The following is a 25,770-nucleotide window of genomic DNA, read 5'->3' as shown; positions in this document are numbered from 1 at the left end:
AGCTGAGCTTGTTGATGAGGAAGAAGAGAATTAATTTCGTTGATTTAGGTATTATCGTATTCATTATTGGTGTATCTATTACCTGTCTTGTTCCATTTCTATATATGATTGCGCTTTCGTTAAGTTCAAATAGTGCGATTACGTCACAGAAAGTCACACTTTGGCCGGTAGAATTTACACTTGAAACCTATAAAACGATCTTGAGTGATGTCGAGATGATCTATACACTGGGGTATTCCATTGTACTTACTATTATCTTTACAGTCGTTTGTATGTTTTTAACGATTTGTGCTGCGTATCCGCTTACAAAGAAGAGATTGAAGGGAAGAAGCTTCTTTCTATCGGTCTTGGTCATTACCATGTACTTCAGCGGTGGACTAATTCCAAGCTATATGTTGGTCAAAAATTTAGGCATGATGAATTCCATCTGGAGCTTAATTTTGCCTGGTGCAATGAGTGTGTTCAATTTAATTATTCTAAAAACCTTCTTCTCATCACTTCCAGAAAGTCTGGAAGAATCGGCATCCATGGATGGTTGTAACGAACTAGGTATCCTATTTCGAATTGTTCTTCCGCTTTCTTTACCGTCTATCGCAACGTTAAGCCTCTTTTACGCGGTGGACAGATGGAATGGATTCCAAGATGCACTCTTTTATATAACCGATAAGAATTTGTATCCGATGCAATTAAAGCTGTACCAAATCATTACGGCTAATCAACAACTAGATACCCAGCAAGGTGAAGGCAGTGTCGGTGCTTATATTGTTCCGGAGTCATTGAAAGCGGCTAGTGTCATGTTTGCAACCGTTCCGATCTTAGTTGTGTACCCGAAACTTCAGAAATATTTTGTGGATGGTGTCATGACGGGGGCTATTAAGGGCTGAGAAATAGGTTACACCAAGAAGTTGTTTTTCCAAAAGCATGAAAGGTGGTGAATCTGTTACCGATCAGCTAGGATTAGATCATTATGTGAACGCTATACGAAATGACTATGAGATAAAGGTGAGGTTGAACGATGAAAATAAAAAAAATGATGGTTATATTGCCAGTTTTGACACTACTCACTAGTGGATTAGCTGGATGTAGCAGCGATAATAAAAATGCAAGCGAAGCAACGACAGCGGCAACTACGGCAGGGGCAGCTTCAGCAAAGCCATCAGGACCACCGACAACATTAACAGTTGAGATATTTGACAGAGGTATTCAGGGGCAGCCTGATCTGAACAATAATACGTGGACAAGGTATATCAATGATAATTTTGGTAAGCAAAATAATGCGATTGTAAAATTTGTTCCGGTTCCGAGATCACAGGAAATTGATAAGCTCAATGTATTGATGGCAGCTAATGAGGCGCCTGATATTTCGTTTACCTATGACAGCCCGACCATCTCCAGATACTCGAAAGTGAATGGTATTCTTCAACTAGATGATTTATTAGCTAAGCATGGTAAGGAATTGACGAATTATTTAGGGAAGACCGTTCTTTCCTATGGACTCTTTAATGGAAAACAAATGGCGATCCCTGCGAAAAGAACTTCACTGGCATGGGGCGGTATGTTCATTAGAAAGGATTGGCTAGATAAATTAGGGATGCCGATTCCTACTACGAAGGACGAACTGTACAATACGCTAATTGCGTTCCGAGATAAGAATCCAGGCGGCGTGAATGGTGTGATTCCATGGGGATTAGCAGCAACAGGTTTTAATTATAACACTGGAAATTTAAGTGAATCCTACTGGGGGAAACAGTCAGAGGAAGAATTCGTTACAGCTCCGAACTGGTTAAAACCTGGAAATAAGGATGGACTAAAGTTTCTCAACAAGCTCTACAATGAGAAATTAATCTCCCCTGATTTTGCGTTAGACAAAACAGCCAAACAAGCGGATGCCGATGTGACCAACGGTAAAGTCGGGTTCTTCAGTGCAAACTGGGATTATCCATTACGTCAAAATATCAGCGTACCTTTAAAAACAAATGTGCCTAACGCAAGTTTTGTACCTGTTGATGTCTTCAAGAATTACGAAGGGAAATATAAGAAAATTGCGTACAATGAAAATGGCGTGAATGTCTTTATCCCTAAAAGCAGTAAAAATGCAGAGTTGGCTATTAAATATCTAAACTGGATGTCCGATCCTAAAGTATTATTCTTCCTCCAATACGGACTTGAAGGTGTCAATCATAAGATGGTCGATGGTATTCCACAAGTGATTAATCAAACAGGCGACAATATGCAAACCAGCTATCTCAATCTGGATCTTACCTTGGTTGTTAATGGTGTTGAGCTAGGTGATCAGCAGAAGAATATTAAAGCTCTAGCGGCGTCGGCGCCAGGACTTGAAGCAGTAGCCGAACAATCCTATAAAATTAACACGACGGACACCTACACAGGTTATTTCTTTGATACGCCAAGTGAATCCAATATTAAGTTCGGTAAAACACTTGGAGATATGAACAAACAAATGACAGATAAACTTATCGTTTGCAAGCCAGCTGAATTTGATGCTCTGTACGATAAGCTAGTTGCTGAGTATATGGCAGCAGGCGGGCAGGCAGTCATGGATGAGAATGTGAAAATCTACAAAGCGATGCAAGCAAATAAGAAGTAGTCAAGTAAAAAGCCTATGGACATAACACCGTTATGTCCATAGGTCTTTGTAGTAACATACTAGCAAACTTGTTATCTGGTTGGTAAAGGGTTAATATTTGTTGAATATGGGACATCGGATCAAGGAGGTACTTATGTATAGTGTAATTATTGTAGATGATGAACCATGGGCGATTAAAGGAATACGGAATGCGTTTGATTGGGAAAAATACGGATTTGAAATCACAGGTCAATTTACAAGTGCCCATAAAGCCATTGAATTTATAGGTGAAGCGAGTCCTGATCTCGTTATTACAGATATAAGAATGCCTGAAATATCCGGTCTTGATCTAATGAAGAGGACCAAAGAAATGGGATTGGATGTTGACTTTGTTGTTGTAAGCGGTTTCGCTGAGTTTGCTTATGCGCAGGAGGCACTTCGATACGGTGCGCTAGATTATTGCCTAAAACCGTTAGATATTGAGATGGCAGATCCGTTAATAGAAAAGCTGGCCTTGCATTTTTCGAATAAGAGAGGTGTAAGAAATAACCTGATCTTAGAGGCACTAACTTCATCGGATAAAAGTGAAATGAATCGTTTAACACACCTATTTGATACCTCAACAAACGACTACTTTCGGGTCGTTATTATGTACGCCAACGGGGAGAATAAGCATGATCATGACCTAAAGGCTCTGCATTTTAGACCTGCGTTGGAAGTTAGTCTGGGATCAAGAAAGACACTGTATATTCTCAAAAGTGAAAGCATAACCGATTTGGATGTTCGTTTTGAATCTGCGGATTTGACGGATTTAGATGTAAAAACAGTAGGAATCAGTTCCATTTCCAATCAGTATGATCAAATGGCAAAGCTAATTAAAGAAGCAGATATCGCAGCGTCAACCGTATTTTTAAATGAAGTCAATGGTAGCTATGAATATGAACAGAAGCTTAATTTGGTTAAGCCGTATATAGATGGTATTTCTACAATTATGCAAGAGAAAAAGTTTGAAGACATGGACGACATCATGGATAGGCTCATGTTGTATTTTAAACAAAATAATCTGGGGATGGGCGAAGTTGTTTATTTATGGAATCAAGTCGTCAGTAGCTTGGTTGGCAGCTATTACGAAGAATTACAAGACATGGAACTTGATTTCCTCAATTACTCGGAATTGAAAGAGCGCTTTGAAACCTTTGAGTCGTTGTGCAGTTTCTTAAATGACATTGTGTGCTATCTCAAGCAACTGAATTATCAGTCTACGAATGAAGGGGATAAAAACGTATATTTCAGCCAAATGGTGAAATACATCGACAATAACTTTCAGAGTGAGTTGTACCTGAAAGATTTATCTGTGAAATTTTTAATCAATCAAGTCTATTGTTGTCAACTTTTCAAGAAAAATTTAGGCAAAACCTTTTCAGAATATGTCACGGATTTGAGGATAAAAAAAGCTTGTGAGCTTTTAAAACATACGGAATGGTCCATTGATGAAATTGCAGCAAAAGTAGGCTATATGGATTATTATTATTTCAATAAAGTATTTAAAAAGCATAGTGGGATAACACCTACGAAATTCAGAAAGAGTTGAGGGTTGGGGTGGGGCGTTTGCAGATTAGTAGACTGAAACTAAAACATCAGATCCTACTGATATTTTTATTTTCTATTATAATTTTTACAATAATGGAATTTTATTCCTATATTAGCTTCTATAATTTGACGCAGAACCGAGCTGCCAATTATGGGAATAAGATTATTGAACAAACGAGTCAGAAGATCAATTCCGTTTTTAATGATATAAAAGTCAGCACGAACATAGCTGTTGATAATAAAAAGGTACAAGAGTTTACCATTGTTGATGATGATTACAAACGGAATTTTGATATAGGCACTTATGTCATTGAACTCATGGAATATATGAGATCCTTTAACACTTATGTTAGTGGCATCGTAATTAATGACAATCATGGGCGACGCGTTCATAGTAATGGTAACCATGATATCTTTTATTCCAATCAATACGAAGCGTTTATCCGTACCTATATAAATAATTTGGATGCTGATAAAAAAGGGCAATTTACAAACCTATTAAAAGATGAAAAAACAGGAAGTGACTATTTCTTTTATATAGCACCCATTATTGAAGCGATTGGCGGGGTTCAATTTTCACAGCGGACAGGCTATTGTTCCATTATGGTGAATACGGACAAGCTTAAGGAGCTTGTGGAAAATACGGAGTTAACGCCTAACTCTACGTTGTACATTTTGAACAGCAACAATGAGGTCATCGTATCTAATAATGCCAATTTCCGCGGCGTTTTGTACGAGGAGATACTTCCCGTAGATCGGAGCCGTTTAACCAACGGGGTAAAAACGACAATTAATAAGGAAGAAGTAATCGTCCAGGAAAAAGATTTGGAGCAGGCAGACGGCTGGCGTATTGTAAGTATTATCCCTGTGCAAGAGTTGACAACGGATATGCATGCGATTAAAAACATTAGTATCATAGCTGGCATTGGCATCATTGTAAGTATGCTTATTATGGGATATTTTTTCTTTAATAATCTGACACGGCCTGTCATGGGGCTTATCGCAGACATGAAGAAGATTGGTAAGCGAGATGTGGGCTTCCGAGTCAAGGTACGTTCAACGAATGAAGTTGGCGTTCTGGCCTATGATATTAATAGTATGATGGATAAAATGGAAGAGATGACAAGCGATATATTTAACACACAGATTCGACTCTATGAGTCAGAGTTGAGCAAAAAGCAGGCGGAATTCTCGGCTTTACAAAGTCAAATCAATCCGCATTTCCTGTATAATACCTTAAATTGTATAAGCAGTATCGGACTTGAATACGGCAGCAAGGAAATCGCGCAGATCACGTCGAGCATGTCCAAAATATTCCGTTATAGCATTAAGAATGACGAGCTTGTTTTAATCAGTGAAGAGATTCAATGTATCAAAGCTTATATGAACATAATCTCCATTCGATATGAGAGCAAATTTTCGATGGAAGTGGATGTTGACGAAAAGCTATTGGATATGAAAACGCCAAAAATGATCTTGCAACCCATTGTTGAAAATGCGGTCTATCACGGACTTGAACGTGTAGACGCAGGCGGACATCTACGCGTAAGCGGTCATATCGATGCGAATGGCGATGTCTGTTTTCAAGTATCGGATTCGGGATTAGGCATCGATACAGAGGGGCTCGCAAGCATTAAAGCGAAGCTTAATATGGACCATTCGGAGCGAGTGAGCAATAGCTTGGAAGGAAAAAGCATTGGTCTTTCCAATATTAACAATCGGATTAAGCTGCTGTTTGGCGAAAGCTACGGCGTAGAGATCGAAAGTCAGATGGGGACTGGCACGACAGTGATCGTGAAGATCCCGACGATATGAAAGTAAGAGCAACACTAACCACTTAAGATACAAAGTGGGCTGTGTTGCTCTTTTTTTTATAAATCATGCGTATTTTTATGCTTTTTTTATACGGGTACCCTAGAATCTTTACACTGATTTTATAGGGTTCGGCGTTACAATGATTCAGGAAAGGGGGGATGGTCATGCAAAGTGATTTTTTGCTGATCGCTCCGTCTACGAAGGCAGGGGAGGACTTTATGAAACATGTAAAGTTGCTGGGTCTTCCTTTTATTGCATTAACGAATAATAAGATGGAAAGACTCAAGTTAGAAGGACAAGGAGTGAAGCAAATTATCCGTGTGGATACATCCGAACCGGCCAAGACGATGATTCCTGACTATCCGATAGGGAACGTCATTTTGTTTGAGGAGAGCTTGCCGCTTTGCTGCCGCTATATTCAGATTTGTCGCAGCTGGACCTCGGGGCGTATCTATGTGGTTACGCAAAGCACGAATCCAAGGTTGATTTACAAAGGGTTAGGTGCTGATTATGTCATTTATTCCAAAAACGGTGATGTGAAGTTCCTTCTATCATCGCTGCAAACCATACATTAGGATCTGATCGATTTGGAGGAGGTGTGCTATGTACAACGATGTAACGATGATTTTATTAATGGCATTAATTTTTTTGGGTTTTTGGGGATTTATGAAATTTTGTGAAAAAGCATAAGTGGTTAATGGTAGTGAAGCTTCAACACCTCAACATGTAGGAGGGTAATTATATGATTGTTATTGGACTCATTGCTTTAGCTATCATGGTGTATCTTGGTTTTGTCTTAGTGAAGCCAGAAAAATTTTAGAACATATGTAAGCAGGGGGAGAACCTATTATGGGAATGGGATTGTTACAAGTCATCATCACACTCGGCATTATCATGTTGTTGGTAAAGCCTGTGGGAAGTTACTTGGTGAACGTATTTGGATCTGAAAAGAGTGGCCTTGATCGCGTGTTTGCTCCAATTGAGCGTATCGGCTATCGCATTATGGGTGTTAAAGAAGAAGAAGCGATGGGCTGGAAAAAGTATGTCGGAGCCGTACTCCTAGTTAACTTTGTCATGATGATTCTCATGTATGCTGTTTTCCGGCTGCAAGCTTATTTACCCTGGAATCCAGATGGCATGGGTAATGTGTCTCCAACGATTGCTTTTAATACAGCAATTTCATTTATTACGAATACGAACTGGCAAGCCTACAGTGGTGAAAATACACTATCTTATCTTTCGCAAATGGTGGCCATTACATTCCCGATGTTTACATCGGCAGCAACGGGATTCGCGGTTGCGGTCGCCTTTATCCGTGGTTTGATCGGCCGTCAGGATAATCTCGGTAACTTCTACGTGGATATAACTCGCGCGATTTCACGTGTATTTCTTCCACTGAGCTTCATCGTAGCTTTGATTCTCGTATTTCAAGGCATTCCGCAAACCTTGCTGGGTGCTGTTCAAGCGACAACGATTGAAGGTGCTGGGCAAACCATTACACGGGGCTTAGTCGCTTCGCTAGAATCGATTAAGCATATAGGCACCAACGGCGGAGGTTGGTTCGGTACGAACGCGGCGCATCCTTTTGAGAATCCAACACCATTCACGAACATGATTCACATCGTATGTATGATGTTGTTGCCTACTTCGCTCGTATATGCCTTCGGTTTGATGATTAAGAACAAAAAGCAAGGCTGGACGATCTTCGCGGCGATGGGAATTATCTTTCTCGTTATGCTCTCGACGGTTTTCTATGCAGAGTATAAAGGTATTGCAGCCGTAGATGCGTTAGGCGTACACGGCAACATGGAAGGCAAGGAAGTTCGATTTGGACTCTCCGAAACGGCCCTCTTTACAGCTGTAACCACGGCTGCAACGACGGGGAGTGTCAATGCGATGCATGAGTCGCTGACACCACTCGGAAGTATCGTACCTTTTGCAGAGATGATGTTGAACAACGTGTTTGGCGGTAAAGGTGTTGGTTTGCTGAACGGTTTGTTGTACCTGATATTATCGGTCTTCATCTGTGGACTAATGGTGGGTCGTACCCCAGAGTTTCTGGGGAAGAAGATCGAAGGCAAGGAAGTCAAATTAGCTGCCATTGCGATCCTGATTCATCCGCTTATCATTTTGGCGCCAACGGCGTGGGCATTGATACGACCGGAGTCCGTCACTTCCATTGCGAATCAAGGCATGCATGGCCTTTCTGAAGTGCTATATGCGTTCACCTCAGGCGCGGCGAATAACGGATCTGCCTTTGGTGGTCTGAGCGCGGGCACGAACTTTTATGCCATAATGATTGGTTTGGTCATGCTGGCAGGTCGATACATCTCCATTATTGCGATGCTTGCGATCGCAGGTTCACTTGCGACCAAGCGTGTAGTTCCAATTACGACGGGGACGCTTCGCACGAATACACCTTTATTTATGGGGATTTTAATTATGATGATTCTAGTTATTGGTGCTCTAACGTTCTTCCCGGCGCTGGCATTGGGGCCGATTGCTGAACATTTGGCTGCGCGTTAAGGATAGACGTAATAGAGAGGGAGGATTTGCATGACCGTGGAACGTAAAAAAACATTAACGAAAGAAATTGTAAATCAAGCAATCGTGGATTCGTTTAAAAAGTTAAACCCTTGGGTGATGATCAAAAATCCCGTCATGTTCGTTGTTGAGGTAGGTACAGTGATTACGCTGCTGCTCTCCTTCGCACCAGAGCTATTTGGCTCATCGGACGTTGGTCGGGGTTACAATATTACGGTGTTCCTGATTCTACTCTTCACCTTATTGTTCGCAAACTTCGCAGAAGCTTTGGCGGAAGGTCGAGGTAAGGCACAGGCGGATTCCTTGCGGAAAACGAAATCAGATACGAAGGCTCGTCTGGTACAAAAAGATGGATCGTATAAAGAAGTGTCTTCAACAACTCTTCGTAAGGGAGATATCGTTCGCATTGAAATCGGCGAAGTTATTCCGTCCGATGGAGAAATCATTGAAGGCTTAGCTTCCATTGATGAGTCCGCGATTACAGGGGAATCTGCGCCCGTCATTAAGGAGGCAGGAGGCGATTTCTCCTCCGTAACAGGAGGAACGCGCGTGGCTTCTGACTATATCGTCGTCAAAGTCATGACGGATCCAGGCGAATCGTTCTTGGATCGCATGATTGCCCTCGTAGAAGGGGCTAAACGTCAGAAGACCCCGAATGAAATTGCCTTAACGACGCTGCTTGCCGTATTGACGTTAATTTTTCTCATTGTTATTATGACGATGGTTCCAATGGCGCAATATTTGAATGTGAAATTAGAAATTTCCACGCTAATAGCTTTACTGGTTTGTCTTATTCCGACGACCATTGGCGGTCTTTTATCTGCCATTGGTATCGCAGGTATGGACCGTGTCACACAGTTTAATGTACTCGCTATGTCAGGAAAAGCGGTTGAAGCAGCCGGAGACATCGATACGATGATACTGGATAAAACGGGGACGATTACCTTCGGGAATCGGATGGCCGCTGAGTTTGTACCGGTAGGTGGCCTGACTGCCAAAGAGGTAACTTTCGCCGCGCTGCAAGCTTCGGTGAAAGATGAAACGCCAGAAGGACGTTCCATTGTGGAACTTGCGAATAAGCTTGGTGAATCCTGGCAAGCTGGGGCGTATGAAGGAGCAGAAATGATCGAGTTCTCTGCGGAAACGCGCATGTCCGGACTCAACATGTCGAATGGCACACAGATCCGTAAAGGTGCCGTTGATGCCATTAAGAAATATGTAGCTGCACTTGGCGGCAAAATTCCGACTGATTTAGAAACGATCACGAATCGTATCGCCAAAGCAGGGGGCACTCCGCTGGCTGTTGCCATTAACGAGCGGATCTATGGGGTTATTTACCTCAAGGATACGGTGAAACCGGGCTTGAAGGAACGTTTTGCTGAGCTGCGCGGAATGGGCATCAAAACCGTGATGTGTACAGGGGATAACCCGCTGACAGCAGCTACGATTGCTCTTGAGGCTGGTGTAGACGAGTTTATTGCTGAGGCGAAACCAGAAGATAAGATTGCTGCGATCAAAAAAGAACAGCAAGAAGGTAAGTTAGTTGCCATGACGGGTGACGGAACGAATGATGCGCCTGCCCTAGCACAGGCTGACGTTGGTCTGGCGATGAATTCAGGCACGATGGCTGCCAAAGAAGCGGCCAATATGATTGATCTAGATTCCGATCCAACGAAGCTGCTATCGGTGATCTCCATTGGTAAACAACTGCTGATTACGCGTGGAGCGTTGACGACATTTTCTATCGCTAATGATATTGCCAAATACTTCGCGATCATTCCTGCGATGTTTATCCTAGCGATGCCTCAGCTGCAGGCTTTGAATATTATGAATCTGGCATCGCCGGAGTCGGCTATTCTATCCGCATTAATATTTAATGCGATTATCATCCCTCTTTTGATACCAATCGCCATGAAAGGTGTTAAATATCGGGCTATGTCAGCTAATAAACTATTATCACGGAATGTTCTGCTCTATGGTGTCGGTGGTGTGGTTGTACCGTTCATCGGAATTAAAATCATTGATCTGGTGCTTCATGGATTAAATATCGTCTAGAGAGAAAGAGAAGCGAGGAGATATCGTATGAAATCGGTTTTTATAGCATTACGTGTGTCTTTATTCTTTATGATCGTCTGTGGGCTGATTTACCCGCTTGCAACGACAGGTGTTGCTCAAGTCCTATTTCCGAAACAAGCGGACGGAAGTCTGATTGAATCGAACGGAACGGTGATTGGATCGGAGTTACTGGCCCAAAGCTTTGAATCGCCAAAACTGTTTCATCCACGCGCATCCACAGCCAACTATGATCCGAAAGCTTCGGTAGGTTCTAATATGGCAGTAGCTTCGAGTGATTATGCAGCCGCCATAGCGGAGAAGATCGATGCGTTGAAACAGGAAAACCCCGCGCTAACCGAGATTCCAGCGGATTTGGTTACGATGTCGGGATCCGGATTCGATCCGGATGTATCACCAGAAGCGGCCAAAGCGCAGGTTCCTAGAATTAGTAAGGAGACAGGAATCGCAGAGAATAAGCTGAATGATCTTGTTGACCAGTTGACCAAAGCTAGACAGCTCGGCGTGTTCGGTGAGCCAAGGGTCAATGTCATGGCATTAAATATAGAATTGCTTAAGCAAGTGAAATTGTAAGAACGTGAGCAGACAGCCACTCTCGGTAGATGAGAGTGGTTTCTGCGCTTTTGTAGATGGAGAAAGAGGAGAGAGGAGGATGTCGGTTGGATGGTTTCAAAAGGAAAACACCGGAAGAAATTCTGTTATCCATTTCCAAACTGCACCGCGGCAGCCTAAAAATTTATATCGGCGCTGTCAGTGGATCTGGTAAAACGTACCACATGCTCAGGGAAGGCCATAATCTCAAGCAACAAGGGATCGATGTGGTCATTTGTGCGGTATCCACGCTCCAAAGACCAGAAACAGTGGAACAATTAGGTGACTTGGAACGCGTGCCGAGCATTCATTGGATGCAAGATGGCAGCGAGCAAAAAGATTTAAACATAGATGCCTTAATCGAAAGGAACCCAGAGGTTGTCCTCGTGGATGGCTTAGCTCATCTGAATCGACCCGAAGCTCGCTTTCCAACCAGATTGGAGGATATTAAATACTTACTGTCTCATGATATTAGTGTCATTACCACGGTTAATGTTTATGAACTAGAGGGGACGATGGAGGTTGCCCAGAAGCTTACGGGGATTGAAGTAGGTACCTGCGTACCCTCTGATACGTTGGAATTGGCTGATGAGGTGCGATTGATTGATGTAACTCCGGAAACGATTTTAACGCGTTTGGAAGAAGGGCACTTAAAGGGGAATAAAGCATCCGCGATATTTAAGAGAGGTAACTTAGGCGTACTTCGAGAGTTGGCGCTTCGCCTAGTCGCAGAAGATGTTAACGATTCCTTGGAAGAACATCGTGAACAAATGGGATATCTGGGTCCTTCTGGCGTATCAGAGCGGATTCTAGTAACGACACAGTATCACTGGAACGGCTCCATTTATGTACGCAGAGGGCAACAGATTGCCAAACGATTAAATGGTGACCTCCATGTTGTGACGCTGTACAAACCTGGTAAACCGCTTACAAAAGAGGCAGCTACCTTTCGAAGATCCATCATGAAGCTTGTTGAAAAAGTGGGGGGGAAGTTTGAAGAAATCCCGCTGCGATATCGTCGCTGTATTCCACAGAAGCTAGTGAATTACGCGATGACGCACAAAGTCACACGGATTGTATTAGGTCATTCGAAGCAGACGAAATGGCAAATGTTTTGGCAAGGTTCGGTAATCAATGGACTTTTAAAAAGAGACTTAAATATGGATGTATTTTTGGTTGCGGATCGCGCTGCTCTGGAGGGGGAACGTATACTTCCTGCCCATATTACGAAGGAGAAGGAAGCATATACGTATAGACGCCTGAGTCAACAAGAGGTCGAGGCGAAAATCGAGAAAATTCGGCGAGGCCGTTTCAAGGTCTACATTGGAGCTGCCCCTGGTGTGGGTAAGACGTATACCATGCTTAGGGAAGGGAATGATCTGCTCAAGAAAGGCATTGATGTCCTAATCGGATTACTTGAAACGCATGGGAGAAAAGAAACCATTGAACAGGTCGGCGCGCTTGAGAGCGTACCTCGGGCACAGATCTCATATCAGGGCGTAAAGCTAGAAGAGATGGATACGCAAGCGATCATCGCTCGAAGACCAGAAGTGGTGTTAATTGATGAATTAGCGCATTCCAATGTACCTAGCTCGAAGTATAAGAAACGTTTCGAAGATGTGCTGGAAATTCTGGAAGCTGGCATATCTGTGATATCAACGGTGAATGTGCAGCATCTGGAAAGCTTAAATGACGCAGTGGAACAGCTTACCGGAATTCGGGTTAGGGAAACCGTTCCCGATAGCATTTTGCGTACGGCGGATGAAGTGCAGCTCATTGATGTTGCTCCTGGAGCTTTACAGTTACGCATGAGAGAAGGCAAAATTTATGCGATGGTCAAGGTCGATCAAGCATTGAACAATTTCTTCAAGACGGGCAACTTAATTGCCTTGCGAGAGCTTGCGCTGCGCGAAATTGCGGATGATGTGGATGAACGATTGGAATCCATGGAACGGAAAAGCTCGCTTCGCGGTCCTTGGCGAAGAAAAGAGGTGATTTACGTATGCATCACGGAGATCTCACATGCGGATCGTCTAGTCCGACGCGGTTTTCGAATTGCGCATCGCTTGAAAGCCGTATGGCACGTGAGTTTCATCGTGGTGGGCCAAGCGCAAGCGGAGCAATGGAAGCCCCAATTAGAAGTGCTGGAGAAGCTGACGGTTCGGTTAGGCGGTGAGTTTTCCTATAAAGAGGTGAATAGCTCTAAGGAAATTGCAACAGCTTTTGCCATCAAAGCGAATGAAGCGGGAGCGACCCAAATTATCGTATGGAAAGATACAGTGGTTAAAAAGTTAGTGCCATTAATCAATTCGATGGATGTGCTAATTATTTCTGACTATGATAAGCGGCAAGCAACGGGGAGCAGGTGAATGGGTTAAATACGAGAGGTTGTCTCAAAAGGTGATCTAGACTTTTTGGGAAGCAGGTTCATGATCTTTGAGTCATGAACCTGCTTCCTTTGCTTCCCGGAATCTAACTGGATATTCTCCATCTATTTGAATAGAATTTCTAGAATTCGAAAGGTTAACTGTATTTCTACAGTTAATTCCTTTCAATTTACTCATATCTTCAAACTTCATGCAAATTAGCTGTAGTTTTTCCATCTAATCCTGCAAACAGGTCACATTCGGATAAATTAGCTGTAGTTTATACATCTAAACACGTAGTGGCAGCTAGGAAGAATAACCGAGAGGTTTAAAGGTAGTTTGAGACAGCCTCTTTTCTAATCATTTATACATGCAAATCACGTTTCTTAAAGGAAACATAGGTTAGGATCGTTAGCCCAACAATCAAAACCGTGGACAACATGACATAACTTATATCCAGACCTCCACCATACATCACATTCTTGGCTTCATAGTACTTAAAAGGTGTGAGGTACTTCAAAAATTGCAGGGTATCATTCAAGTCAATCGCAATGGACAAAAGAAATGATAGGAGAAGGATGGCCGTCGCAAGGGACGCAGCCTTTTTAGCATTGGTATACACGGCGGCAATCGCCGTTCCTATGACTAAAAAGAGGAGCTGCAGAACAAACATGCTAATCATCACGATAGCGATATTACTTTGGACAGCTTCGCCATGACTATACTTGCCTACGATAAGCAAACTCGAAACCCACGTAATGATGTTGAAAATGAGAATATTGACGCAGGCACTTAGCAATTTCGCCGTGATGACGGTGCTCCTGGATACGGGTTTCACAAAAAGAAACTCCGCCGTTTTATCGCGTTCTTCCTTGGCAATAATGGTCGCACCCAGCATGGCTGCATGGATCGTGGCCATGACATACAAGTACAGCACGAGGATGGCGAAATATCCACTTGCCTTCGATAAGTCCAAGGCACCCGCACCCATGATGACTTGGAGTGATTTGGGCATTTCAGCGATCAGATCATTGATTTGTCCAGTGGAAGCCGTAGCTTCATACTTGGCCATCCCACTGGCGAGTAGGAAGATGATGCCGATGCTCCAAAAGAAGATAGACTTTTTATAAACGTTCAATTCTCTAAGAAAGATATTCATGTAGGACGATCCGCCTCTCATTCATGTTATACAGCATGGACGTCTCTTCTCGTAAATAGGAGATAACTGACTAGCACGAAAACGAAGATAATTCCGGTTGCAGCCAATAAATAAGCAGCTTCATAATTCGCATGATGAATAATAAATTTCGTATCGAAATATTTAAATGGCGATAAATATCGCTTAGCCCCACTATCATTTGTTGCAATGATCATACCGATAAGGAAGAAGGCGAAGACCGTCCCCAGCGACACGGATAGCACAGCTTTTATTCTAGGGAAAACAACGGATACTAAGATGCCTATAGCTAGAAAGATGAGCTGAACAAAGAACAATGTACTGGAAATCATAATGAACAGGTTGCCGGAAAACGGATCTGGGGATAGTTGAACCGCCGTAATGATTGCCGTGATCGTATAAATAGCTGATGTAAGCAGTAGTAAGACAACGGCTGCCAGCAGTTTGGCGGTTAGTATGCGTGTACGGCTAACGGGCTTCGTCAACAGAAAATCGGCTGTTTTCTCTCGCACTTCTTTGGAGAGGATTGAGGTTCCCAGAATCATCGCTTGAATGGCGCCACAAAGGGTTATGTACATGAAAATATACGAATAAAAGCCTAGAATCGACCCGAAGCTCTCAATTTCAATGCCGAGTGCTTTTCGAATTCCCTCAGGATACCCTTGCAATATGTTTGAGAACTCTGAAATATCTTTGGAGATGGAGGGGAAAAGGGATAAGAAAAAAATGACAATCAACATTAAAGAAAGCGTCCATATGAGGGTTGTTTTCCTGTAAGCCTTCACTTCGTGCAAAAATATGTTCATTGTCCGATTAGGCCTCCTTTTCGTAGTAATGCATGAAGATCTCCTCAAGATCCGGTTCCTCGATCCAAAGATTCTCGATGTCAATGTCAGCAATTCGTCTCATCACATGATTAATATCGCCTTTAAATAAGAAACTGGTGGAATGCCCCTTCACTTCAATATGATTGACGCCAGGCATTTGGAAGTAATTCGTGTCCAAGATATAGGCAGAATCGATCTTAAATTTCTTGTAATTGTTTTCTTTTAGCGTGCTAATTTTCTCGACGGCAACAATCTTTCCTTCTTTAATAATCGCCACGCGATCACACAACCGCTGAACTTCACTTAAGATGTGGGACGAAAATAATATCGTAGCCCCTTTCTTATTTTGCTCTTCGAGCAAATCAAAAAACTTTTGCTGCATGAGCGGATCAAGACCACTCGTTGGTTCATCAAGAATAATGAGCTTTGGTTCATGGAGCAGTCCCTGAACAATGCCCACTTTCTTTTTATTACCTAAAGACAAATCCTCGATTTTCTTCGTGACATCCAGATCCATGATCTCAATTAATTCTTTCATTTTCTTGGAACAGTCTTTTTTGTAGAAGCTTGCAGAGTACTTTAACAGATCAATTACTTTCATGTTGTCATAATAAAACACTTCGGATGGCAAATAACCGATCTCTTGCCGAATCTCAGGGGCGAACTTGACGCTGTCTTTTCCAAAGATACGAGCAGTACCGCTTGTTGGATAAATGAGAGACAGTAACGTTCGAATGGTTGTTGATTTCCCAGCACCATTGGGTCCGATAAAACCGAAAATTTCCCCTTCCTCAATCGTAAAGCTAACGTTGGATATCCCTCTTGCGTTCCCATAGGTCTTCGTCAGATTATTAATTTCGATTACGCTCATCTGGTGGGCCTCCCCGATTTAGTTGATAGTGAACATAGCAAAAAGAAGCCCAAAGGCGTAGAGAAACTCTACTCTCGGACTTCTTCAATGAAAGAAGGTAAGGGTGTGGTTCTCTCTCAAAGCACTTACGAGGTTAGCTGTCGGATTCGGACTTGAGAGCGTCCTACCTAGACTTGTTACAGTCCAGGATTCACCCCGTGAAGCCAAGTGTCACTTGAAATGGCTTCGATTGGTTCCCCCGTTTCCCAAGATGGGAATTAAGTGTTTAATATTGGAAATATTCATTTGTTAAGTGAATCATACGCCGATCCATGTGGATTGTAAAATGCAAACTTACCCGATATTTTCGGTTTTTTGACCCTCTAGCCGAAAGGCAGTCGATTTCATGAGATGGCCTACTCATTTCTAACGAATTCTACAACGTGACTTCTTTTTAGAGGGATATCAAAGACTTTCCTATGACCAGATGGTAAAAACTGCGAGATATTTTCATAAAAAAGGAAATAGTAGTGCACGCTACAAGTAACGAACGTGGTTGAAGGGGAATATCCCAATGAGTGAACGCGATTTGGTCAGCAAGCTAATCAAAAAGTTAAGTAGAAAACATCCAACAGTTCACAATCAAAGTCAGAATCCGCAACCATCTGAGATCGAAGCAGATCAGCATAAACTGTATAGAGATTTAGAGCAAAATGAAGAAATGCTACGCTCGATTTACCATAATTGCTCAGACGTGGTTTTTCGATCTGTCCGAATTGGTGGAAGAATTAAAGCCATTTTAGTGTATATAGAAGGTTTATCGGATGCCCTAGCTGTAGATGAATATGTCATTGCACCACTGATCCGGGAGGATTCTGAGCAGAATCATGAGGTTTGGCAGTTCGTTGAGCGAAGAATTTCCGTCTCTGAAGTCTCTGAAGTACATACGTTTAAGCAATGTGTCGATTATATCTCCAACGGAAATCCGATTCTCCTGTGTGACAAGGAAGCGAAAGGGCTTGCTTTGGGATTATGCAAATGGGAGAAGCGCGGCATAGAAGAACCTGTCGCTGAAGTGGGTATCAGGGGACCGAGGGAAGGCTTTACCGAAACCTTACGAATCACGACCTCTCAAATACGTCGAATTATTAAGAGTCCTAAGCTCAAAATGGAAGCGATGAAAATGGGGGAGTACACGCAGACAAATGTTGTCCTTGCTTATATAGAAGGACTTGTGGATGAATCGCTATTGGTCGAAGTCAGGAATCGACTACAACGCATTCGGATAGACGGGATCCTAGAGAGTGGCTATATCGAGGAATTGATTGAGGATGCGCCTTACTCTCCTTTTCCTCAGCTGCTTAGTACAGAACGCCCCGATGTGACTTGTGGCAATCTGCTGGAGGGGAGATTCGCCATACTAATTGAGGGAACGCCCTTTGTTTTAATTGCTCCCATTAGCATTTTTTCCTTGTTTCAATCAGCGGAAGATTATTATCAGCGCTTTGTCATCTCTACTTTAATTCGCTGGCTTCGTTATGGTTTTATCCTGATTTCACTCTTGCTGCCATCCGTGTATGTAGCGCTGCTTACGTTTCACCAGGAGATGGTGCCAGGCTCTTTATTGATCAGCATGGCTAGCGCGCGTGAAGCCGTACCTTTCCCAGCGCTCGTTGAAGCGATGTTGATGGAAGTTACCTTTGAAGCGCTTCGTGAAGCGGGCGTACGATTGCCGAAGCAAGTCGGCGCAGCCGTCAGCATCGTCGGAGCACTCGTCATAGGACAAGCGGCCGTTCAAGCTGGTCTGGTTTCTGCTCCGATGGTCATCGTGGTTGCGATTACGGGCATCGCTTCCTTTTTGGTTCCGCGCTACGTCTCCGGAATTGCCATTCGTATGCTGCGCTTTCCGTTGATATTTCTTGCCGGCACGCTGGGGCTTCTGGGGATTATGATGGGGCTCATTGCCATCGTGCTTCATATGTGCAGTTTGCGCTCTTTTGGCGTTCCCTATTTGTCTTCCCTCACATCTCCAAAGCTGAGTGAAATGAAAGATATTTTGATTCGGGCTCCATGGTGGATGATGGATAAACGCCCACACTTTACAGGGCAGGATTACAACGAGATTCGGCAGGCGCCTGGGCAGAAACCAAGTCCTAAGCAGGATAGTGAAACGTAATGGAAAGAGTGGTGAATCTACATGCTGGAGAAGGGGCAGATATCCTCCTTTCAGTTAGGAATTATGATGTATCCGACTGTGTTAGCAACTGGCTTTTTGGCTCTGCCGACGATAACATCGCATTACGCACATAATGATCTTTGGATGACACCACTCCTCGCCTCCGCGAGCGGGTTCATTGCCATATTTGTTGCGATTAAGCTGCATGAGTTATTTCCGAAGCAGACGATCAGCCAATACAGCACACACATTATCGGGAGAATTCCTGGATTGATCTTAAGTTTTTTCTACGTACTTCTCAATCTGCACGGGGCAGGTCAGATCGCTCGGCAATATGCTGATTTTGTTAAGGCCTGTTTTCTATTCAAAACACCGCTTCTTATGATCATTTACGCCATCATTCTGCTTGCGGCTTTCGCTGTACGAGGTGGTGTGGAAATGCTTGCGCGAAGTGCTGTGATTTTTACACCTGTCTTTATTTTACCCTTGTGCATCTTTGTGCTGCTTATTCCCAACATGGACATCAAGAACATTCTTCCTATTTTGGAAAAGGGCATTGTACCAGTGTTGAAGGGAACGGCAGCACCACAGGCTTGGTTTAGTGAGTTTTTTCTAATATCCTATTTCCTACCGTACTTAAGCGATTTGAGCAAATCAAGGAAATGGAGTGTGATCTCACTTTCAATCGTGGTTGTAACCATGATCTATGTCGACTTGGTTTCCTTATTTTTATTTGGTCCCGATACGGATAATAAAATATATCCTGTCTTAATCGCGATTCGTTACATCAGCGTGGCTAATTTCTTCGAGAACTTGGAATCTCTGCTATTGGCCATGTGGGTCGTCGGGAATTTCATTAAAATTAGTATATTTTATTATGTTGCTGTACTTTCCATCTCACAAAGTTTAAAGCTTTCCGATTACCGTCCTTATGTCTTTCCGTTGGGTCTGTGTATTCTCGTTTTTAGTTTTTGGGATATTGAGAGTTTTTCGCATTTAAGCGTATTTTTGAAAATTGTAAATCCGTTCTACGTCTCCTTTTTCTTTGTACTCATTCCGTCGCTTTTGCTTGTAGTGGCTGTTGTTCGCAAAAGGATAACGACGAGTAAAGGAACGTAGACAGATGAAAATAGGATGGAAGATATGCCTATTACTCTTATCTATTTGTGTGCTTGCAGGTTGCTGGGACCGTACGGAGCTCAATGATTTAGCGTTGATTTCTGCCTTGGCTTTGGACCAAACCGAGGATAACCAAATTCAAGTGACGGCTCAAATTCTTGTTCCACAGAGCCAAGACGGCGCTGGCGTAAGCGGAGCAAGCGGCGGCAGCAATGGAGCGGCTAGGCACACGGTCATACGGACTGGCAAAGGACTCAATATGTCAGATGCCTTGTCCAAGCTCCAGCGAGTCGTGCCTAGGAAGCTTTTTTGGGGACAATGCAAAGTGTTTATTTTCAGCAAATCTTTGGCGGAAGCGGGTATCCATGATCATTTTGACTTTCTGATTAGACATCCTAACCCTAGAGAGCATGCCTATTTGCTTGTCAGCGATGGAAAAGCGGCGGATGCACTTGAATTATTTCCTCCCATCGAACGCACTTCGGCGGAAGTTATTCGCAAGTTAACTGAGTTGCAGATTGGTATCAAAGTGACCATGGAACAAATGAGCATGATGTTAAAGAGTGATTCGCAATCGGCCGCGCTTCCCTTCGTCCATATTCTGCCGCTGGCCAAATCGTCAGCACCGTTTCAGACCATTCCCTACATCATGGGCACTGCTATTTTCAAAAAAGACAAGATGGTTGGGGAAATATCGGAAAAGGAAACGCGGGGCTTACTGTGGATCATAAATAAAATAAAACATTACACGATTACTTTTACTATGGATGAAAAGGATAGCGTCATATCTTTAAATCCCGTTACTGCGGATATTAAATTAATTCCTAACATTGATGGTGATACATGGATCATGACGATTCAAGTCCGTACGGAAGGTACCATCGTGCAGAACAGCACGCACATGGATCCGATGAAGCCAGAAGTCATTAACAGTATGAACAAGGAATTTGAACGTGTCGTGAAGGACCGTATCAAGTTGGCACTTCAAGTGGTTCAAGATCAATTAAAGGTGGATGTGTTCAACTTTGCTAAGGTATTTCACAGGAAATATCCCAAGCAATGGGCGCAAGTGAAGGATAATTGGGAGGCGTTATTCCCAAAAGTTGAGGTAAGGATAGATGTCCAAGCTAACATTCTCAGAACGGGGCTTGTTAACGCACCGGGAGGCGTGCCAGAAGAGGTGGAATAATATGAATGGCTATTTTTTCAGTTATGTCACATTAAGTGTGTTACTGATTACTGTGTTTCAATGGCCGAAGCTAAAGCAAAAAACGAAACAAGAAAAAGCCACATTCATTATTATGCTCCTTCTTGTATGGGGGCTATCTATGTTGGATCTGCCCCATTCACCAGGTCCAACTACGTTGATTAGCTTAGTCTTCAAGCCATTCTCTGAACTGATAGGCTTGTAGGTATTGTTTGAAAGATGGCTGAAAGGTTTATTGATTAGTGGGGGGCACATGTTTCTCCCCCTGATTGGGTAAACCAAATAATGGGATTTCAATTTCATGCTAACTGCCAATACAGATAAGGAGTGATACTTCATGACGATACAGACATCACACAAAGCATTGATGATATTGCCAGACTTGAAGGACAAGGTTGCCTTAATTACAGGCGCAGGATCCGGTATCGGACGTGCAACCGCTGTGCTGCTGGCGAGGCAAGGGATGAAAGTATGCCTTGCTGATTTGAAAGATGAGCGGTTAGAGGAGACGAAGCAAGAGATAGCATCAGCAGGTGGCCAGGCGATTACTGTCGACATCGACGTTTCCGATCCGGGCCGAGTTGCACAGGCTTTCGAGCAGGTAGCCAAGACCTGGGGACAGTTGGATATGGTCTTTGCCAATGCCGGTATCAACGGTGTTTTGGCGCCGATCGAAGACATGGAGCCAGAGGATTGGGATCGTACGCTTTCTGTCAATCTAAAGGGGACGTTCCTTTGTGTGAAACATGCGATTCCTAATATGAGAGAAAACGGAGGCAGCATCGTCATCACGAGTTCCATTAACGGAAGTCGCGCGTTCTCCAATTTTGGGATGTCGGCTTATAGCTCGTCCAAAGCGGGCCAAGTGGCATTTGCCAAAATGGCTGCCTTAGAATTGGCCCAGTACCGAATCCGCGTCAACGTGATCTGCCCGGGGTCCATCAAGACCAATATCGGAGAGAATACACAGCCGACGCCGGAGCTCGAAAAAATAAAAATTCCCGTCAAGTATCCAGAGGGGAGTCAGCCGTTGGAACACGCGCCTGGGCAACCCGAGCAGGTAGCCCATCTCGTCGCTTTTCTTGCCTCAGATGCTTCTAGCCATATCACGGGCACGGAACTTTTCATCGATGGCGCGGAATCGCTGCTCTAATCCTTTCAGTTGAAGCACAAAATCTCCCGTGATCATGATCACAGGAGATTTTTTTATTGGGGTTCCAGCTCCAATGGTAAAAAGGCATATTCACCGTTTCTTATCATGTCACATTTACGAATGGGAATGGGATATTTGAAAAGGGGACCATCGATGACGGTGGTATGAAATTCGCCGCCTTCTCCACAGGGATCAATCCCCCGATCGACAAGTTCTTGGACATAGGCAGGGGTTAGTATGCGTCCTAGATCGTCTTCACGCATATTTAAGGATAAGTTAACTGTCACAATAATGGAAATAAATCCCGTATTTATGAACGTTTCCACAGTTTCGCGATGATCCATTTGCCAGAGAGGCATTCCCAGCTGTAATCCAGCTTTTGCCGACACTTCGTCTTGCCAACAGCCATGAGCTGTCATGTCCAAGTCTCCGGTTACTAACACTTCGGCTCCTTGCTGCTTGGCATTCTCCAATAGCCCAATAAACACTTTTTCGTAATCAGCCCAACTGGCAGCCGCCGTAAATACGGGTAATCCAATAGAGTCAGCTTGGGCAAAAATAACCTCAGGAGGCATGCCATGGGATCTGGATCGTTTCCCTTCTTCCTCGAGCATAACGATGAGTCCCATGGCTTCGCCGACCTTCATTGCCTGATAAAGAGCTAACATGCTGTCCTTGCCACCGCTAAAAGAAGCGATAAACTTGCGCCCTTCGGCACCATTTTTCCAATTCGTCACTGTCGTCATTCCGATCATTCCCCTTTTTATCTAAGAAACCAAACCTTCATAATGATATCATCCTTTATTTCATACATGGCAACAGCTTCTAGCACGGCGCCGCCTTCTAATCGTCCCGTGATTTCCTCATGATCGATGACATATTTGCCATGATGAATTCGTTTATCCACCGTTGCATGCATGTTGGGGAAGGTTTCAAACAATTTTTGATAGCGCGCTCTCATCGCCGCTTGTCCTTCCATGGTGAGGGTATCCGGAAAATCATATATTTTCACATCTTCGCTATAGCATCCCATGAACAGGTCAATATTTTTGTCGTTATAGGCTTGCAACTGTCTTTGTACAACTGAATCTGTCATCGTATTTCCTCCATTAACGATAGTTCGTATATTATTTATTCATATTACTCATAAGCTTGTTATTTAAGCAAATGGAAAAGTGAAATAACCGGCCTTGCGGCCGGCAGGTAAATCAGTTTAGTTATCGTCCAACTGCTTGCCAAGCATGTCCAACATGATAGTGGTACCGTGTTCACGCTGAGCTGGTGTGTCGTGACCATCCAAGAAGACGCCTTGCTCCGTGAAAATCAGCTTCGTACCCGCAGCCTCTGACTTGAACTCCACGGTTGTGACGGATGTCGACATCCGCTTCTCGTCCATATCCAGCGTATAACTATATACGATACGTTCGTTCGGGACAATGTCATGATAGCGAGCATCGTAAGTAAATACGGGTCCGTCAGGGGGACCACCTTGACTTTTTTCCTCACCACCAACACGGAAATCGAACGTATCTGGTGTGGAAAACCATTGCGCTTTCAATTGGGCATCGGCCCAAGAGGCAAACACTCGCGCTGGTGAAGCTTTATATATACGTTCGATGACAAATGTGTTATGTACGGCAAATCGTTCACTCATGAAAGTCAGCTCCCTTAATTGGCATCGTCGGAATGTCCATCAACAAGGTCGCCAAGCAGATCCAGCCGGCGTTCCCATGTCATTCGACGTTCGATAATAAATTTTTCATGACTCTTTTTCATCATGTCCAACAATGTTGTAAAATCATCAACCGTCACCGGTTGTTTCAACTGCATGAGATTTGATACGTATGACAACTCGCTCAGCAAATTCTGCTGTATCTGAATATTTTCTTTCAGACGAGCCATTTGCAACGATACAATTTCCAATGGACTGAAGTGTTCGCCGGTTAGTACGGATTTCACTTCATCCAGCGATAAGCCTAGCTCTTTCAGCGATAAAATTTGCTGCAGCCGCGAAAGATCCGCTTCACTGTATAGCCTGTGTCCCGAATCGGAATGCGCCGAGGGGGAGAACAAGCTAATTTGATCGTAAAACCGTAATGTACGTATTGTGAGTCCCGTGAGTTTAGCAAGTTCTCCCACTTTCCAAAGCTGCTTCATAATCATCTCCTTTTTGATTGCGCTAGCTGTTTACCGGTAACTATACTATAATTCATGACGTAACGTAAGGTTCAAGTATGTACGAGATTTTTTTGTCATTTATTTGTATGATGGAAGTCTAAAAACAATATCGCATGTTAATAGTAAAGTTAACTAATTAATGTAGGGGAGGAAGCTGCATGGAAACTTTTACGGAGTTTATAGAGCGTATTGATAATCCTCAGCATCGAGAACGGACGGAAGAAGTTTTAACTTGGGTAGCGGAGCAATTTCCAACGTTAAAGCAGAAAATTGCCTGGAATCAGCCGATGTTTACGGATCACGATACGTTCATTATTGGCTTCAGTGTATCGAAGCAGCATCTGGCCGTTGCTCCTGAAAAGGCAGGCATGCAGCGTTTCGCTGAAGATATTGTGGGGGCTGGCTATGATCACACGAAAGAACTAATCCGTATGAAGTGGAATAGCCCGGTAGATTATGAATTGCTTGAGAAAATAATCGCGTTTAATATCGAGGATAAAGCGGATTGTTCGACTTTCTGGCGGAAATAGCACGGGATAATACGATACAGAAAGCAACTGAAGGAGGTCCCCAAACCATGTATGTGGCCGGGCACCTCTTTTTTATTTCACCGAATGAAGATCACTTAAATAATGCTCTGTATTTGGTCGGCGAGTATCCGGTTTGATCTTTGAACACACGTCCAAAATGGGTGGAACTGTCGAAACCGACCATTTGGGCAATGTCCGTGACACTGGTATCGGAATCGCGCAACAGTTTCTGAGACTCCAGGGTTCGAACACTATGGATGTATTCCACGAATGTGAATCCGGTTACATCTTTAAATACGCGGCTTAGATGGAAGGGGCTGATGTAGAAATTCTTAGATATCAATTTCAATGTCAGATTTTCCATATAGTTAAGATTAATATATTTGACGATGTCCGAAATTTTTTCATGCATCGGTGTGACATGTTTAGGCGCTACTTTTTGGGCCTTGTCATTTCTTCGCTTCAACCAGAGTAAAAGCTCCAGAAGCGTCACCTTCATGTATTCCAAATAGCCGAATTCCTTCTTGGTGAATTCACGCAGCATCTTGGCTAGTAAATCTTCGACAAAACTTTGCTCTGATGCTGTAAATTGACAAAGCTTCGTGTCTTTAAATACCTCCAGGATGGAACTGCTCAAATCGAAATGAGCATCTAGAAATGGGCGGTTAAATGCAATAATAATGCCTTCTCTGAAATTATTTTTGTGATCTAGGGATTTGTGAATGTCGTTGCGATCGATGAGAATGAGATTGCCCTTTTCAATGTAGTAGGATCGGTCCTTAATGAAGTAACCGCGTTCCCCTGATAATAAATAGTACATTTCATAGGTTTCATGATTGTGATAGGGATAATTTTCAAAGCTGCCCGTTTTTTGAGCACGTTGAACTAAAATATCATTCTCCAAGAATCCGAATTCCACATCCAATTTCGCCAAAGTCGACATCCCCCCTATAAAGGTATTGTAGCATGTAAATGTTTGGGTTCGCG

Annotated in this window: 24 protein-coding genes and 1 riboswitch; of the genes, 16 read left to right on the top strand and 8 right to left on the bottom strand. The window is 43.3% G+C overall.

Going from position 1 to position 25,770, the window contains the following annotated elements:
• The first annotated feature begins 14 nt into the window (after window positions 1-14).
• From J2736_RS14505 to J2736_RS14465, 10 genes are all read left to right on the top strand, one after another.
• Window positions 15-884, top strand: a complete 870-nt coding sequence (locus J2736_RS14505) for a carbohydrate ABC transporter permease (RefSeq protein WP_310499312.1) — start codon at window positions 15-17, stop codon at window positions 882-884.
• A gap of 131 nt (window positions 885-1,015) precedes the next feature.
• Window positions 1,016-2,608, top strand: a complete 1,593-nt coding sequence (locus J2736_RS14500) for an extracellular solute-binding protein (protein ID WP_310499311.1) — start codon at window positions 1,016-1,018, stop codon at window positions 2,606-2,608.
• Between the two features lie 133 nt (window positions 2,609-2,741).
• A complete protein-coding gene (locus J2736_RS14495) occupies window positions 2,742-4,178 on the top strand; it encodes a response regulator transcription factor (RefSeq protein ID WP_310499310.1) in 1,437 nt (478 codons plus the stop codon).
• Window positions 4,179-4,270: 92 nt separating this feature from the next.
• On the top strand, window positions 4,271-5,992 hold the full coding sequence (locus J2736_RS14490; protein ID WP_310499309.1) for a sensor histidine kinase: 1,722 nt from the start codon (window positions 4,271-4,273) through the stop codon (window positions 5,990-5,992).
• A gap of 164 nt (window positions 5,993-6,156) precedes the next feature.
• Window positions 6,157-6,567, top strand: a complete 411-nt coding sequence (locus tag J2736_RS14485) for a hypothetical protein (RefSeq protein ID WP_310499308.1) — start codon at window positions 6,157-6,159, stop codon at window positions 6,565-6,567.
• Between the two features lie 167 nt (window positions 6,568-6,734).
• Window positions 6,735-6,812, top strand: coding sequence for a potassium-transporting ATPase subunit F (locus tag J2736_RS34325; protein WP_379171775.1), 78 nt, complete (start codon window positions 6,735-6,737; stop codon window positions 6,810-6,812).
• 35 nt (window positions 6,813-6,847) lie between these two features.
• Window positions 6,848-8,518: a potassium-transporting ATPase subunit KdpA gene (gene kdpA, locus J2736_RS14480; RefSeq protein ID WP_310499563.1), complete on the top strand. Its 1,671-nt coding sequence runs from the start codon at window positions 6,848-6,850 to the stop codon at window positions 8,516-8,518.
• A gap of 30 nt (window positions 8,519-8,548) precedes the next feature.
• Window positions 8,549-10,591: a potassium-transporting ATPase subunit KdpB gene (kdpB, locus tag J2736_RS14475; RefSeq protein WP_310499307.1), complete on the top strand. Its 2,043-nt coding sequence runs from the start codon at window positions 8,549-8,551 to the stop codon at window positions 10,589-10,591.
• 27 nt (window positions 10,592-10,618) lie between these two features.
• The gene (gene kdpC, locus J2736_RS14470) at window positions 10,619-11,182 is read left to right on the top strand and encodes a potassium-transporting ATPase subunit KdpC (protein ID WP_310499306.1); all 564 of its coding nucleotides are present in this window, start codon (window positions 10,619-10,621) and stop codon (window positions 11,180-11,182) included.
• Window positions 11,183-11,268: 86 nt separating this feature from the next.
• Complete coding sequence (locus J2736_RS14465) at window positions 11,269-13,569, top strand: histidine kinase (RefSeq protein ID WP_310499305.1); 2,301 nt, start codon at window positions 11,269-11,271, stop codon at window positions 13,567-13,569.
• Window positions 13,570-13,930: 361 nt separating this feature from the next.
• On the opposite strand, the gene J2736_RS14460 is transcribed toward J2736_RS14465, so the two are convergent.
• The 3 genes from J2736_RS14460 to J2736_RS14450 are packed head-to-tail and all read right to left on the bottom strand — an operon-like array spanning window position 13,931 to window position 16,441.
• Entirely contained in the window at window positions 13,931-14,725 is a 795-nt protein-coding gene (locus J2736_RS14460; RefSeq protein ID WP_310499304.1) for an ABC transporter permease subunit, read from the bottom strand.
• Between the two features lie 26 nt (window positions 14,726-14,751).
• Window positions 14,752-15,549 carry an ABC transporter permease subunit gene (locus J2736_RS14455; protein WP_310499303.1) on the bottom strand — a complete coding sequence of 266 codons (798 nt, stop codon included), beginning with the start codon at window positions 15,547-15,549 and terminating at the stop codon, window positions 14,752-14,754.
• 7 nt (window positions 15,550-15,556) lie between these two features.
• Window positions 15,557-16,441: an ABC transporter ATP-binding protein gene (locus tag J2736_RS14450; RefSeq protein WP_310499302.1), complete on the bottom strand. Its 885-nt coding sequence runs from the start codon at window positions 16,439-16,441 to the stop codon at window positions 15,557-15,559.
• Window positions 16,442-16,547: 106 nt separating this feature from the next.
• A riboswitch (cyclic di-AMP (ydaO/yuaA leader) is annotated at window positions 16,548-16,715 on the bottom strand.
• Between the two features lie 279 nt (window positions 16,716-16,994).
• Between J2736_RS14450 and J2736_RS14445 the strand changes: the two genes are divergently transcribed.
• From J2736_RS14445 to J2736_RS14425, 5 genes are all read left to right on the top strand, one after another.
• Complete coding sequence (locus tag J2736_RS14445; protein WP_310499301.1) at window positions 16,995-18,596, top strand: spore germination protein; 1,602 nt, start codon at window positions 16,995-16,997, stop codon at window positions 18,594-18,596.
• 21 nt (window positions 18,597-18,617) lie between these two features.
• Entirely contained in the window at window positions 18,618-19,715 is a 1,098-nt protein-coding gene (locus J2736_RS14440) for a GerAB/ArcD/ProY family transporter (protein ID WP_310499300.1), read from the top strand.
• A 4-nt stretch (window positions 19,716-19,719) separates the two neighbouring features.
• Window positions 19,720-20,904: a Ger(x)C family spore germination protein gene (locus J2736_RS14435; RefSeq protein WP_310499299.1), complete on the top strand. Its 1,185-nt coding sequence runs from the start codon at window positions 19,720-19,722 to the stop codon at window positions 20,902-20,904.
• A 1-nt stretch (window position 20,905) separates the two neighbouring features.
• Window positions 20,906-21,127, top strand: a complete 222-nt coding sequence (locus J2736_RS14430) for a hypothetical protein (RefSeq protein WP_310499298.1) — start codon at window positions 20,906-20,908, stop codon at window positions 21,125-21,127.
• Between the two features lie 132 nt (window positions 21,128-21,259).
• Window positions 21,260-22,075 (top strand): SDR family oxidoreductase, encoded by an 816-nt coding sequence (locus J2736_RS14425; RefSeq protein ID WP_310499297.1) that lies wholly within the window; start codon window positions 21,260-21,262, stop codon window positions 22,073-22,075.
• 53 nt (window positions 22,076-22,128) lie between these two features.
• Here the strand turns inward: J2736_RS14425 and J2736_RS14420 are convergent, their stop codons facing one another.
• The 4 genes from J2736_RS14420 to J2736_RS14405 all read right to left on the bottom strand — a co-directional run bounded on the left by J2736_RS14420 (window position 22,129) and on the right by J2736_RS14405 (window position 24,232).
• Window positions 22,129-22,821 (bottom strand): Dph6-related ATP pyrophosphatase, encoded by a 693-nt coding sequence (locus J2736_RS14420; RefSeq protein ID WP_310499296.1) that lies wholly within the window; start codon window positions 22,819-22,821, stop codon window positions 22,129-22,131.
• A gap of 17 nt (window positions 22,822-22,838) precedes the next feature.
• The gene (locus J2736_RS14415) at window positions 22,839-23,171 is read right to left on the bottom strand and encodes a nuclear transport factor 2 family protein (protein ID WP_310499295.1); all 333 of its coding nucleotides are present in this window, start codon (window positions 23,169-23,171) and stop codon (window positions 22,839-22,841) included.
• A 117-nt stretch (window positions 23,172-23,288) separates the two neighbouring features.
• Window positions 23,289-23,729: an SRPBCC family protein gene (locus J2736_RS14410; RefSeq protein ID WP_310499294.1), complete on the bottom strand. Its 441-nt coding sequence runs from the start codon at window positions 23,727-23,729 to the stop codon at window positions 23,289-23,291.
• A 14-nt stretch (window positions 23,730-23,743) separates the two neighbouring features.
• Window positions 23,744-24,232 carry a MerR family transcriptional regulator gene (locus J2736_RS14405; RefSeq protein WP_310499293.1) on the bottom strand — a complete coding sequence of 163 codons (489 nt, stop codon included), beginning with the start codon at window positions 24,230-24,232 and terminating at the stop codon, window positions 23,744-23,746.
• Window positions 24,233-24,411: 179 nt separating this feature from the next.
• Between J2736_RS14405 and J2736_RS14400 the strand changes: the two genes are divergently transcribed.
• Window positions 24,412-24,783, top strand: a complete 372-nt coding sequence (locus tag J2736_RS14400) for an iron chaperone (protein ID WP_310499292.1) — start codon at window positions 24,412-24,414, stop codon at window positions 24,781-24,783.
• A 91-nt stretch (window positions 24,784-24,874) separates the two neighbouring features.
• Here the strand turns inward: J2736_RS14400 and J2736_RS14395 are convergent, their stop codons facing one another.
• Entirely contained in the window at window positions 24,875-25,717 is an 843-nt protein-coding gene (locus tag J2736_RS14395; protein WP_310499291.1) for an AraC family transcriptional regulator, read from the bottom strand.
• Between the last annotated feature and the right edge of the window lie 53 nt (window positions 25,718-25,770).

This window comes from Paenibacillus qinlingensis (assembly GCF_031455095.1).
GTDB lineage: Bacteria > Bacillota > Bacilli > Paenibacillales > NBRC-103111 > Paenibacillus_E > Paenibacillus_E qinlingensis_A.
Note: the sequence above shows the minus strand (reverse complement) of the source record. Positions and strands in the feature narration are given on the sequence as shown.